Here is an 11,954-nt window from a genome sequence, read left to right on the forward strand (position 1 = left end):
GAAACTGATCCCTCATTAAACCGCTTTCTTCCTTTGCTTCTCCGACTACCTGTCAGATGCGGTCTAGGCTAATACACGTAACACGCCGATGCTAGTTTTGCACGAGACCTTCGAGTTCCGAACGTCCCTCGCCTGCAGCTAATGTACCGAAACTACGGAGGAATTCGCTGATGGCGGCCATTGGCATCGGCCGCCCGAAATAGTATCCCTGAATCGCATCGCAACCGTGACGAAGCACGAACTCAAGCTGCTCGCGAGTCTCGACGCCTTCGGCAACAACCCTCATTCCCAACGTTTCTCCTAGCCCAAGGATGGCTTTCACGATCGCTTCGTCTTCCTTCGAACGGCCGATGCCCCTTACGAAAGACATGTCCAACTTCAGCGTGTCAGCCCTGAAGCTGCGCACGTACGCCAAGCTTGAGTAGCCGGTACCAAAATCATCGATGGCTACCTGAACGCCCAAAGCGCGAACCGCATGCAATGCAGGCAGCGCGGCGGGATCCATGAGCACGCCCTCTGTCACTTCGATTTCCAGCAGAGACGGCCGCAGTCCCGTGTCGCGCAACGTTCGCGCCAACAGCTGCGGGAAATCTGAACGCGAGAACTGCAACGGCGAGACGTTGACTGAGAAGGTTACGGGCGACTGAGTAGCGGCGAGCGTGGCCGCTTGCCTGCAAGCCTCAGCCAGCACCCACTCACCGATGTCGACTATGAGTCCGGTCTTTTCGGCGTGGGAAATAAACTCCGACGGGCTCACGAGGCCTCGTTCCGGGTCGCGCCAACGCAGCAGTGCCTCAAACCCCTCGACTTGTCGTGAAGCAGGCTGCACTCGAGGCTGATAGTAGAGCAGGAACTCGCGCTGCTTCAGTGCGTTGCGCAATTTTGTCGATAGGGCAAAACGTTCATGAGCCGCATCGCGCATGCTTGCTTCAAAGCGTCGAACGCAATTGCCACCGTCGCGCTTAGCACGGTAGAGCGCCAAATCTGCATGTCTAAGCAGCACATCGGGAGTGTTGCCATCTCGCGGGAAATAGGCCACCCCCACGCTTGCGTCGACCTTGAACTCGTTCCCGCAGGTGTCTACCGATGCGACAGTCGCTCTCAATGCCGACACGGACCGGTCAACCACTGACGCATCGGTTACGTTCGGAAACACCGCCACGAACTCGTCGCCGCCGTAGCGCGCAACGAACAGATCTTGGCCCGCATACCGTTCAAATCGTAACGCGACCTCGCGCAGCAAGCGATCACCCGCGGCGTGTCCGAGGGTGTCATTGATGTCCTTGAAATTGTCTAGGTCGAAAAACGCCAATGCAACAGATGCGTTCATGTTGCGCGCATTTTCGACGGCACGATCCAGCGCCGCGTTTAATGCATATCGGTTAGGCAGATCGGTGAGTGCGTCGAACTTGGCCTGACGACGCAACTGCTCTCGGGAAGTCATCAACTCAGTCACATCACTGAAGACCGTGACGAGGTGTGTTGCACCTGCATCGTCGTGGACGACAGGCGCGACGTGCCACTGCGCCCAGAAAGGTGCAGCATCGCGCTTCGCCGTGAGCAACTGACCGGCGAACTCGGTTCGGTTTGTCAGCGCATCAAGAAGCAGGCAATGCGCTTCGCCCGGAGCAACGCCACGGATGACAACGGAGAAGTCATTGCCCACAACGTCCGATGCTGCAAAGCCGGTGATGCGTTCAAATGCGCCATTCACGTAGTGAACGATGTGACGATCGCCGTCGCTGCGTGTGATGACCACGGCATTGAGTGCCGCATCCAGTGCTCGACCGCGAAGGCTGAGCTCAAGCCTTAGACGCTCCTGTTCGGTGACCTCGACCGCAGTAATAAAGCACGCCTCTCTTGAGGCGAAGCGCAGGAAGTGGAACGACACTTGTACATAGATCATCGTGCCGTCAGCACGGACGTGCCGACGCAGCCCAGCGCTGCCGCTTCGCGCGGACGATTGACGAAAGCGCCTCAGGTCGCACATGAACTCGCCGACGTCTGATTGAGGGCGCAGCGCGGCGACAGACAAACCTCGGAAAGCATCGGCGGTATAGGCATACTGTTGCTGCGCAGAGGCATTGCTAGTCAAAATTTCCAGCGTCTCAACGTCGTAGATGAGCATGGCGAGCGGATGTTGCTCGAAGTACTCGCGAAAGCGCGCGTCCGCTTCGTGAGCAACAATCCCCGACTTCGCTTTCGCGAGCGATTCCCGGTGCCCCGCCAGAATCGCCAGACAGAGGAACGCGACTGCCGTGACGCCCGCAAGCAATAAAGCCACTCGCTCGCGGGCGAGGCGATGCTCCGCGTCGGCCTGCATGTTTGCGATCAGCACTTCCTGGCGCGCGTGGAGGCCGGCAATCTGTCCCGTAATCCAATGCAGCGAAGCGTTCGCGGTCAGAAGGAGTCGACTGTCGACGGCGACGCTCGACCCGAGCTGCGATGTGTGTTGCGAAACATCGTCCAACTGTGAAAGCCACAGTCCGCTGCGCCTCCTGAGCGCATCGATGATTTGGCCGTCCGCGGAACCAAGGATTGGGTCGTGGTACGCCGAGTCGAGCCTGTCATATAGCACCTGCGCTGCCGCCGCACGAGCGACCGGCCATGCCTCGGTGCCAATGCGAGCTATAGCAACGCTCTTCAAGAAATCGGCGTTTGCGTCGGTATGAAGTGCCAGTAAGGTCTCGAGATCACGCTGGATTGACGTTGCGTAGTGCAACGACGCCCCGGCGGTGTCGCGCGCCCTCACGATCATGCCAATGGTTCCGGCAACGACCGTCAGCGCTAAAGCACAGATCAATGCGAGGATGATCGACGCCTTGTAGTGCTTCGACGTGATTTCAGGGCGTCGCAGAAATCGCCGTTTGTTTATGGCACTCACCTTCGATTTACTCTTCTAAACTCAGCCAACTTGTTTAACGGCCGAATCGGCGAAAATTTTAGGAAGCCATCTCCTACTGTCGCCCGCCTGCAGCTCGCGCTCGCGCCCAGCAGGACCCATGGCGCCGGATGACGCACTCTTGATCGTACAAATGCCTATTCAAGAATCCGATGAGTGGGCCGTTAACGTCGGATCGCAAGATGCTGCAGGCGGCGTAGTGAGTGCCACTTGCATCATCGCCCGGGAAGTTGACCCTCCAGCGGGCGTCAAGCCGATTGAATGGCGACTGCTGAGTAACCGCGAGGGGCACGACCTTGACGCCGCAGCGCAGCTATTGACTGGTACCGCGCGCGCTGGAGGTTGAACTTTTCTTTCACGTGCTCAAGAACGGCCGTCGGGTCGAGGCCTTGCAACTCGCATCGATGGCACGGCTTGAACGTGCCTTGGCGCTGTTCCTGGTGGTGGCATGGCGCATTGCTCGGTTGATGCGACTCGGTCGGACTCGCCCGGACCTGGATGCAGCGCTCTTGTTCGAGCGAGATGAATGGCGCGCGGCATTCATTCTCAACAAGAAGAAACCGCGAAGAGCTCACCACGTCTGAATGAGGTCGTGCGCTTGGTCGCCTTGCTCGGCGGCTTCTTGGCGCGCAAAGGCGACGGCGAACCTGGAGTCAAGACTATCTGGCAAGGCCTGCAGCGAGTGACAGATTTCGCCGCCGGCCTCAGATACGCCCGAGAACTGGGCGACTAACTCATGTGTAATCAAATGCGTTAAGCGCGCCATCACGTGATAAGAGAAAGCTCAGCGGGACAGTTCTCGACTGTGGGCACCGCGCCGTACAGCGGAACCTGCACAACGGAGGCACTGTCGCGTCCCTCACCAGATGAAGTAGCGGCATTACGAAGAGCGATGGTCAGCTGCAGCCACTCGGCGATCGGGTCGCGGTCGAGCCGCTCGGCGGCAGCGCAGGCGAGAGTTTTGCGCATCCGTTCACTATGCAGAGGGAGGACGACGTGAGGCTGACCGAGATCGAGCCATTTCTGAACCAACTGGGCGACGAAGCGCGCGCTCTCGCGATGCAACACTTCCGTACAGAAATCGACGTCGAAACGAAGTCCGACGCGACGCCCGTCACGAAGGCGGATCGCGCCATCGAGCGACGGTTGCGGGAGATGATCGCATCGCGCTACCCGACCCATGTCCTCGTCGGCGAGGAGGAGGGCGGGCGCATTGCGGGCGGCATATGCTGGGTGATCGATCCGATCGATGGTACCAAGAGCTTTGTGACCGGCCTGCCACTGTTCGGCACGCTCGTCGCAATGCTTGAGGATCGACGGCCGGTCTGCGGAATGGTTGAGGCACCAGCCATGCGCGAGCGATGGATCGGGGTAGCCGATCAAACGTCGCGCAACGGCGAACCGTGTGTGGTCAGTGCGTGCGCTCATTTACGCGACGCCCGGCTGTGCTCGACGGACCCAAGGATGTTTGCAGGCGAGGCTGCACGGGCGTTCGCGGGGCTTGCGCGCGAAGTGCGCGTCACGCGCTTCAGCACGGATTGCTATGGCTACGCGATGCTCGCTTCAGGTCACGTCGATCTCGTCGTCGAAGATGGCCTGCAGGTTCACGACGTCATGGCGATCGTTCCGGTCATCGAGGGGGCGGGTGGCATCGTGACAACATGGGCTGGCAATGCTATCGACGAGACCTTCCAAGGCGACATCATTGCGGCTGCGACCCAATCGCTGCACGATGAGGCGTGTCGGTGGCTTGGCCAGCCGCGAGGGTGAAGCAACAGCGTCGACCTTACTTGAGTTTTCGGCTCGTCGGCTCGCGCAGCGTGCCGTTCATTGACCTATTATGGAAACAGGTCTTCTGCAGACGAGCGAACGGGTTCCATTGTCTATCTGAAAAAGGACGTTGCGCGGTGCACAGCTCCTGGACCTCCGTGACCAGCAAATGAAAGACGCCAACGCGATCGTCGCGCTGTTTTCGTCATATGGTGAAGCCGATGAGGCTCTTCGCGAGCTCCAGGCGCGAGGACTTCGATGCGACGATGGGCAACTGTATGCGCGGGCAACTCGCCGCCATACGGAAACCAGGAGCGTTGGACCGCACCCCGAGATGCGCGCCCGCGATCGGGCGGAGTACGTGGCGCACGGTGAACACCTCGGAGTCGTGAGCGGGGCGCGACGATTTAGCGGACCGAACTGGCAGCTCGCCGCTCCCGATTTTGCCGCGGGAGAACGACACACCAAGCCTCGTGAGCGGACATTATTGGTCGCTAGGTTGACAGACAGGATGCCGCACGATGTCGCGACCGCTGTGATGTGCGATCACGGTGCGCTCGCGGTACGAGACACCGCGGGACGTTGGCGTTCTTCGCTTCACAAAGGCGACAGGGACCGCGAGGATTGCAGTTAAAGTTCAACGTCTGGGACGCGCCCGCGCCGGATAAGTTCGGCGCGATACCGCTTCTTGATTTGCCGGACTATCGATTCCACAAGCTCGTTCCCCTCGAAGCACTTCGCCTTTTGATCGATCATCGCTTCGACCTGCTGGATCGCCGCCTGCACGCTTGCCCGATCGCCAGGCACGACTGTGATGCGGGCGAGTTCTCCGCCTAGTGATTGACAGGCGCGCGACGCTTCCTCGAGTTGGCGCGTTAGCTTGTCCAGTCCTTCAAACTCGGCCATTCGTGTATCTTCTTTATATGAGGGTTTTGGGAAGTCGTAGCTTTTGAAGGCCTTGGTCCTGTCCAGTCCTGCCGCCGGTGCGCTCACGACGTTCCGTGCACCATAGCACAGGCACGTCAGTTAGCCCGCAAGGGAGCGAAGCTGGCGCGCGACCTCGTCACCGTCCCCTCGCATCTGTCTAACGCGAAACGAGCATGCCAACAATCAAACCACCTAATCCAGCCATGACAATTGCCTTCCAGGGATTTTCGTGCACGAAATCATCTGTCGTGTCGCTCGCAGCCCGGTAGTTCTTCACCATGGCATCCTTCATATCAGCGAGCCTTTCTTTTGCGCTGGCGCGTGCATCACCACCAGAAGATTTAGCGTCCCACGATTGCGATGCTTCACGGAAGTCGCTTTCCCCGCCGTTTGCGGTTGGCTTCGTCTCTGCTTGCGGGGCGTCCGAATTCGCGCTGGTGGGGGATTTATTGGTCTCGTCAGGCTCCTTCGTGACGAGGGAATTGACCGGTTCGGGACCGTCGGCGTTCGCCATGACATCCTCCAAAAGGGTGTTCGAGAATTGAGCGCACCGTGCTGCGGCATCGATACGCGAAGAGGGCTCTATTAAGCGCGGTCAGGCGCCGTGAGTACAGTGCGGGTGAAACCAGAAAAGCAGGGGACGGCAGAGTATTCCGTTTGTCCCCCACTTCGCCAATCTCAACGAGGCGGCTTATCGACGGGACGAACAGCAGGGTTGTCGTCTGCTACAGCCGTTCTTTCGACGTCAACTTCGGTGCCGCGTACCGTATCGTTGACGGTCTCGGTTCGGGAAGATGCTTCCTTACCGACCACCACCTCTTCGACGACGCGCGCAGTCTTGGTAATCACGGGTTCTTCAGCCGTTTCGCGAATCTCTACCGAGCCTTCCTTCAGATCGGCCGCCGTCGCCGGGCGGTCCACGGCTCTGCGCTCAATGGTGGCGCGTTCTTCTCGAAGGCTAACGGATTCGCGGACCGGCGTTTCCGTCACGCGCGAATAAACCCGAACGCCGCCCGTCTGCACCTCGCGTTTGCCCACGTCGAGCGACTCTCGAACGACCGGAAACGCCTGACGTTCCGCCGCGATCTCTTCGGCCGTGTAGGCCGGCGCGTTACGGTCATAGCCGGTATAGCCCGCGCTACGCCACTGTGCGACACGTGAGTCGATGTCAACGGCGCCTTCGGCATGCAGTGCGTCCCGGACGCGTTCCACAAACGTCTCATCGGCCACTTCGACTGAGAGCAGAACGCCTCCGCGTCGAACCGCTTCATGGTAGTGCCCAATCTCCTCGGGCTCATCGCTACCGCCAAACAATCGTTTGAAGAAGTGCTCAATGCCGCTAACCGGTCCGTCGTGAACGCGGTCTTCACCCGTGTCATCAGTTACGGACCGCGTCGTCCGATCCCCACTCACTGTGTTGGCGTCGCCAGTCGTTGAGCGGTGAACCTCCATGTCCGCACGGGCGATGCCCTCTGACTCCAAGCGACTTTGCGCGCGCTCGGCATCCGCGAACGAGTCAAACACTCCGATTATTGTCTGTGCCATTTCAGTTTCTCCCAATTTGAGTTGGACGGTTCAAAAGTCTTCGTGAAACATCAGCCGGCGCTTGGATCCTTCTTCCACTCGCCGTCGGGTCCCTCGCGTCGCTCGACGACGAGTTCTTCCGAGTTCGTCAGCACGCGCCGGATCACGTCTTCTTCAATCTCGGTCGTCTTGACGTGCACTTCTTCTTTCAAGGTCAACTGCATGCGTACAATCGGGACGTATTCGTAGATGGGAATGATGAGGGTGTCGCCCTCCCGCCGCGGCTCATCGCGCTCCTCGACAGGCCGATTGACCGGTACGCGCCGGACATCGACCTCCCGAGCCCGCAGGCGCACGGAGATCGGCTGCATTTCTTCATGCACGACTTTGCGCACTCGCACGGCGCCCGTTTCTACCGTTGCGACGTCGACCGCGATCTCTTCCTTGACGGCCGCTACACGGACTGCGTCATACGAATCGAGCGCTGGTGTCGCACCGGAAGTCTCTTCCTCACGCATTAGCTTCTCCTTGGCACTACCGGGGTTACATCCGCTGTCAGAAAGCCGCTCCCTCATAGACGACCGCCTCGCGGCACTGCGCGGCCGCGCACCGGCGGCGTACCGACGCCGGTTGCCGTACCACCGCTTTCTTCGAATGGCGGCTGATGCCGAAAGCCGGCGCCCCCCGAGACGATCGCGATGATGGCGCCCACAATGAGCGCGGCAAACGAGAACCAGCTCGCCCTGGCCACGCTTCGTGCGGCGGCATCCGCCGTTTCGCGCGCCGTCTGTTCGGCCTGAGGGCTTGAAGCGGCCGACGCCGCCGATGCGACTGCTGCCTGGACCTGCTGCTTAGCCGTGTCAACTATTGACGGGGTCGCGCCGGATTGATTTGCGGCAGTCGCGCTGACTTGTGCGGTCGTCGCTGCGACACTACCGGCCGTGCTTACCGCGCCGGTGATCAATGAGGTCATGCCGTACACGACGAGCAGCGTCATGACAGCCCAAGACAGCAGACCGTGAAGCCATCCGAGCACGGGTGCGCAGCGGCCTGCATAGTACGAACCGACAAAGACCGCGAGTACCGTAGTGACGATGACCCAGACCCCGGACCCGAACCCGAACCCATGCAACGGATCGGGTTTCGACATCGGCGACAGTAACGAGGCGCCAATCGCCGTACCGAGCACGCTCATGATCAGGTAGACGATCATCGAAAGAATGACGCCGGCAATAATTGAGCCCCATGACAGGCGGGGCAGACCGTCTCGAGTCGTTAGAAGTCTCATGAAAGTCTCGGTAGGTAAGTGAACGCATAAGGAACCAACGGCCGAACGCATTGGCAACCGTTTAGCGCAAGCGTTGTGCCTATCGCCCACGCGATCAAGCGCTCGTTCTTTGAAGGGTTCGCACTACAGAGCAAGTCGCGCGCGCTACGAGGGATAATTCTCATTTACAAATTGCAGTCTTTTAAGATCGCTCAGATCTGTGCAGCCCGATGCCGCTCTAACACGCGAATCGTCGAAGCGTCACGCGAGTCGAGAAACGCTCGGCTAGACACGGAAAGCGGCGCGATGCCACCAAAAAGAAGAGCCCGTCGTCGGGAGCTAACGGGCCCAAGAACTACCCACATACAACGTCGCTCCACGGGGAGCCCCCTTGCACGCAATCACTATGCCTCGAATCTGCCCCATAAGATGGATCGCGAGATTGCCGTTGGACGAGCGCTTAGACCGTTATGGTTTGCGTCAATGTGGAGGAATCGGCGGAACGGATGGAAGCGGAGGTCCTTTTTTAACGCACTGGAGCTGGGCCTGAGTGCTGTGATCGTTAGTGTGAGCGAGCCAACGTCGGTTCGCATCACGTATTCCAGCCAACAATGATCGTTCGCCTAATGCGTTCCGATTCGCGCGCCCGCCATGATCAGGCGCATTGCATTTTGGAGCCTGCTCCAGCGGCCGTTGCACCCGCGACTCTCTCGCAGCCTGGTTCTCAGAAGTAGAATAAGCCAGTTGCCATCTACGACAGAGGGAAGAGGCCCGTGCCGAAAGACTTCCCGCCCGACCGCGAAAGGCCCGTTGGATTCGGCCGCTGGCCCAACGGCGCGCCGATCGCTGCCGTCGCGGGCGTCGTGCTCGCGCTGGACGATGTGATCACGCGCAGACGTCGGGCGGCCGCTGCATGGCTCGCCGCGCGTCGACAGGCGTTGCCGCTGCTGCCGATTCGACCCTCCCGCCTCGAACTGGCGGTCATCATTGCGCTCGCGGAAACGTACGGGGATGCGCTGGCGGTGGCGACTCGGTTCTTGCCTGTGATTGACTTCATCGTCGAGCGCGGCGCGATCGTGCTGGTGCAGCGCGTGATGTATGGGGCCCGTCCCGATGACGGTCACAGCGACGAGCCGCCATCGGCCATCGCCGAGGAAAACGCGCGCCTCGCTGATCAAGTGCGTGAAGCAAAGGTGGCCTTCGAATTCCTGTGCGCGACTTGGCCAGATGTCTTCATGGCCCATGCGGGAGCGGCGCTGAGCCAGGGCCTGCCGCGTCTGCCGTCGCCACCGTCGACAGACAGCCTCCGGGAGGGCGGTGATGATTGACGCGCGACAGCGATCACCGCGCGTGCCTCGAAACCAACTCGCCCCGGAAACGTTCACCGCACAGAGACGGGCTCAAAGAAGCCGGTCTGAGAGACGCTCACCGCAGCGAAGCTAACCCTTAAGCGCGGCTACACGACGGAACACTTCACGGCGCCGCGCGCGCATGGGCAGCGCATCGTGCCGGTAGCAATCGCGGGCACCTACTACGATCCCGATCAGACACCACGCGGCGACCCGGCGTGATGAAGCGGCACCTGACGACGATGCTCCACGCAAGCTTTCGGTCAAGCGTGGCGGCCCGGCGCTCCAGCGGATGAGCCATGACGCGATCGGGACGGTCGTCCGAAAACCCGATTGCGACATTTCTCGCCTCCTCGTCTCACTGTAGACGGCCCTTCTTTCAAGGCATCCTTTTTGCGCAGCGATATACGCTTGCAATCCGCAGGCGCGTCCGGAGCACGGCCATGAATGAAGATCAGGTAAAAGGCGTCGGAGAGAAGGTGAAGGGAAAGATCAATGAGGGCGTTGGCAAGATGCGGGACGATCCCGCGCAGGAGGCGAAGGGCGACGCACAGCAAATAGCTGGTGAAACAAGAAAACAAGTCGGCAACGCCGAAGAGGATGCGAAAGACGCAGCCAACGAGGCAGTGGATCGTGACCCCGGTTCCGTCGCACCCTAATCGGTTTGGTTCAAGAACGAGGGAAGCCGTGTAGTCTTTGGAGACAATCATGAAACGTATCTCAGTTCTAGTAAGCTTCCTCCTTGTAGCGGCAACCCCGAGCGCGTTCGCGCAGACCATGCAGAAGACTCCGTCACCGACGACTCAGAATGGCGCCACGACAAATCAAGCGGCCAACAGCGCTTCTAGCGGGGCAAGCACCCCGGGCGGCCCGACACTGATGCAGCAACGTGAAAAGGGCATGTCGCCGGATGCCGCTTCGGGGGCGGATGCAAACGGAAAGGCGACCGGCAAAATAAAACAGTAAAGCTGTATTTTAATCCTCGGGGTGGGCCGCTTTCGACAGAGATGGGTCGTTTTCGAGCTTGCCGAATTGTCTGCGGGCGTCAGCGGCCGCGGCGGCTGCGATCTGCCAGATTGCCGTGGAGTAATTGCGGCAAGCACTGTATCCGCCGGCGGATGCTCGACGAGCAAGCGTTGTGCGTCGCCGACGTTCCGGTTACCTAACCATGTCAAAGCAAAATTGAAATGTCGTACCGCCGGCTAAATACAGATGTCGTGTTTTTGATGTGTGATTGGCTCTGTTTTCAACGGTTTGAATCCACGTAGTGTTGAAGGACGGCCTTGATCGGACCGGGGCGTTTCAGACTGTTCAGCGAGTGCGAGCAGAGCGTTGGCCAGGTGTTGAAGGCGTCTTAGACTGTTGCGCGACCTGCACGATTGCTTGGTCCAGATCGGCTCGGGTGAATGCGCGCGACTTCTTCGTGCCGGGCAAGGGCTTGTGAGTGCGCACCGCAGCACCTCGGTTTGTGCGAGACGGCGAGCCTGAGATCCGACGGTTATCGCGCTGCGCCTGTAACGCTCGCGCGACCTGCAACGCATGACCAAGACGCTTGTTCTCGATGATCGCGCCTTGGTCGATGTCTGCGAGCTTGTCGTACGGCACAGCATGCAGCACGCTGCCGTCAGCGCGGATTTCGAGGCGCCCATCCGGGTATTCCCAGACGTCGATGTAGCGGCCGATCAGCCTGCGGTTCGCTGCCGTGTCATCGAGCAGCCAGAGTACGCGATCGTTCAGCAACGTCAGCGCATCCGATACCTTACGCTGTACCCGCCAAGTCAAAACCGCGTCGAGATTCTCGTCATCGCGCAGCGGCCGGTGGGCGTCGTACGCGCTTCTTGGCGGCTTTGCGAAGCGTGCGTTATAGGCCGCCATGAAAACGCAGGCAAAGGCGTTTGCAGCTGCAATGGTGCTGATATCACGCAGCCGCAGCTCCTTCACCAGGCGATCCTGCAGCGTCAGATGAGCCCGTTCGACGCGTCCCTTGGCGGGGCTGCTGTTGGCGCAAAAAGTGTCGATGTTTAGCTCGTACATTGCACGACCAAACTGGGTGACGCCTTTGCCCGCCGTCTCATCGCGCTTGTGGACGTAGAACACGCTCGCGCGGTCGCTATAGAATGCCACCGGCTTGCCGTGGCGTTCGAGATACGCGCGCGTGGCCTCGAAATAACTGAAAGTCGATTCGGTCGGCGCGAAGTGCAAGTGCATCAGCCGG

Annotated in this window: 12 protein-coding genes and 1 pseudogene; 5 read left to right on the plus strand and 8 right to left on the minus strand. The window is 60.1% G+C overall.

The genetic code is table 11. The features are described 5' to 3' along the window. Positions 1-91 precede the first annotated feature (91 nt). Positions 92-2,884, minus strand: a complete 2,793-nt coding sequence (locus tag AWB74_RS42090; protein ID WP_061152445.1) for a putative bifunctional diguanylate cyclase/phosphodiesterase — start codon at positions 2,882-2,884, stop codon at positions 92-94. Positions 2,885-3,059: 175 nt separating this feature from the next. Between AWB74_RS42090 and AWB74_RS42095 the strand changes: the two are divergent. Next, a pseudogene (locus AWB74_RS42095) lies at positions 3,060-3,635 on the plus strand (IS4 family transposase); the annotation flags it as partial. Positions 3,636-3,667: 32 nt separating this feature from the next. Here AWB74_RS42095 and AWB74_RS42100 read toward each other — a convergent pair. Continuing rightward, a complete protein-coding gene (locus AWB74_RS42100; RefSeq protein WP_061152446.1) occupies positions 3,668-3,871 on the minus strand; it encodes a hypothetical protein in 204 nt (67 codons plus the stop codon). Between the two features lie 27 nt (positions 3,872-3,898). Between AWB74_RS42100 and AWB74_RS42105 the strand changes: the two genes are divergently transcribed. Next, on the plus strand, positions 3,899-4,672 hold the full coding sequence (locus tag AWB74_RS42105) for an inositol monophosphatase family protein (RefSeq protein ID WP_087039533.1): 774 nt from the start codon (positions 3,899-3,901) through the stop codon (positions 4,670-4,672). 630 nt (positions 4,673-5,302) lie between these two features. Here the strand turns inward: AWB74_RS42105 and AWB74_RS42115 are convergent. The 5 genes from AWB74_RS42115 to AWB74_RS42135 form a co-directional block, all read right to left on the minus strand. After that, on the minus strand, positions 5,303-5,578 hold the full coding sequence (locus tag AWB74_RS42115; RefSeq protein WP_061152449.1) for a hypothetical protein: 276 nt from the start codon (positions 5,576-5,578) through the stop codon (positions 5,303-5,305). A gap of 178 nt (positions 5,579-5,756) precedes the next feature. Then, positions 5,757-6,113, minus strand: coding sequence for a DUF883 family protein (locus tag AWB74_RS42120; protein ID WP_061152450.1), 357 nt, complete (start codon positions 6,111-6,113; stop codon positions 5,757-5,759). A gap of 164 nt (positions 6,114-6,277) precedes the next feature. After that, a complete protein-coding gene (locus AWB74_RS42125) occupies positions 6,278-7,144 on the minus strand; it encodes a YsnF/AvaK domain-containing protein (protein ID WP_061152451.1) in 867 nt (288 codons plus the stop codon). A 50-nt stretch (positions 7,145-7,194) separates the two neighbouring features. Continuing rightward, positions 7,195-7,641 (minus strand): YsnF/AvaK domain-containing protein, encoded by a 447-nt coding sequence (locus tag AWB74_RS42130; protein ID WP_061152452.1) that lies wholly within the window; start codon positions 7,639-7,641, stop codon positions 7,195-7,197. Positions 7,642-7,694: 53 nt separating this feature from the next. After that, the gene (locus AWB74_RS42135) at positions 7,695-8,411 is read right to left on the minus strand and encodes a YrzE family protein (RefSeq protein WP_061152453.1); all 717 of its coding nucleotides are present in this window, start codon (positions 8,409-8,411) and stop codon (positions 7,695-7,697) included. Between the two features lie 752 nt (positions 8,412-9,163). On the opposite strand from AWB74_RS42135, the gene AWB74_RS42140 reads away from it, so the two are divergent. From AWB74_RS42140 to AWB74_RS42150, 3 genes are all read left to right on the plus strand, one after another. Next, the gene (locus AWB74_RS42140; RefSeq protein ID WP_061152454.1) at positions 9,164-9,718 is read left to right on the plus strand and encodes a hypothetical protein; all 555 of its coding nucleotides are present in this window, start codon (positions 9,164-9,166) and stop codon (positions 9,716-9,718) included. Between the two features lie 464 nt (positions 9,719-10,182). Beyond that, positions 10,183-10,398: a CsbD family protein gene (locus AWB74_RS42145; RefSeq protein ID WP_061152455.1), complete on the plus strand. Its 216-nt coding sequence runs from the start codon at positions 10,183-10,185 to the stop codon at positions 10,396-10,398. A 49-nt stretch (positions 10,399-10,447) separates the two neighbouring features. Further along, positions 10,448-10,705, plus strand: a complete 258-nt coding sequence (locus tag AWB74_RS42150) for a hypothetical protein (protein ID WP_143749478.1) — start codon at positions 10,448-10,450, stop codon at positions 10,703-10,705. 345 nt (positions 10,706-11,050) lie between these two features. Here AWB74_RS42150 and AWB74_RS42155 read toward each other — a convergent pair. Next, a partial coding sequence (locus AWB74_RS42155) for an ISNCY family transposase (protein ID WP_143749459.1) occupies positions 11,051-11,954 on the minus strand: 904 nt, incomplete at its 5' end.

Source organism: Caballeronia arvi (genome assembly GCF_001544695.2).
GTDB classification, from domain to species: Bacteria; Pseudomonadota; Gammaproteobacteria; order Burkholderiales; family Burkholderiaceae; genus Caballeronia; species Caballeronia arvi.

What these genes read in the sequence shown, in the direction of transcription:
- AWB74_RS42100 (WP_061152446.1), bottom strand. Translation starts at nt 3,871, where the DNA reads ATGCGCAAAACTCTCGCCTGCGCTGCCGCCGAGCGGCTCGACCGCGAC.
- AWB74_RS42115 (WP_061152449.1), bottom strand. Translation starts at nt 5,578, where the DNA reads ATGGCCGAGTTTGAAGGACTGGACAAGCTAACGCGCCAACTCGAGGAA.
- AWB74_RS42120 (WP_061152450.1), bottom strand. Translation starts at nt 6,113, where the DNA reads ATGGCGAACGCCGACGGTCCCGAACCGGTCAATTCCCTCGTCACGAAG.
- AWB74_RS42125 (WP_061152451.1), bottom strand. Translation starts at nt 7,144, where the DNA reads ATGGCACAGACAATAATCGGAGTGTTTGACTCGTTCGCGGATGCCGAG.
- AWB74_RS42130 (WP_061152452.1), bottom strand. Translation starts at nt 7,641, where the DNA reads ATGCGTGAGGAAGAGACTTCCGGTGCGACACCAGCGCTCGATTCGTAT.
- AWB74_RS42135 (WP_061152453.1), bottom strand. Translation starts at nt 8,411, where the DNA reads ATGAGACTTCTAACGACTCGAGACGGTCTGCCCCGCCTGTCATGGGGC.
- AWB74_RS42145 (WP_061152455.1), top strand. Translation starts at nt 10,183, where the DNA reads ATGAATGAAGATCAGGTAAAAGGCGTCGGAGAGAAGGTGAAGGGAAAG.
- AWB74_RS42150 (WP_143749478.1), top strand. Translation starts at nt 10,448, where the DNA reads ATGAAACGTATCTCAGTTCTAGTAAGCTTCCTCCTTGTAGCGGCAACC.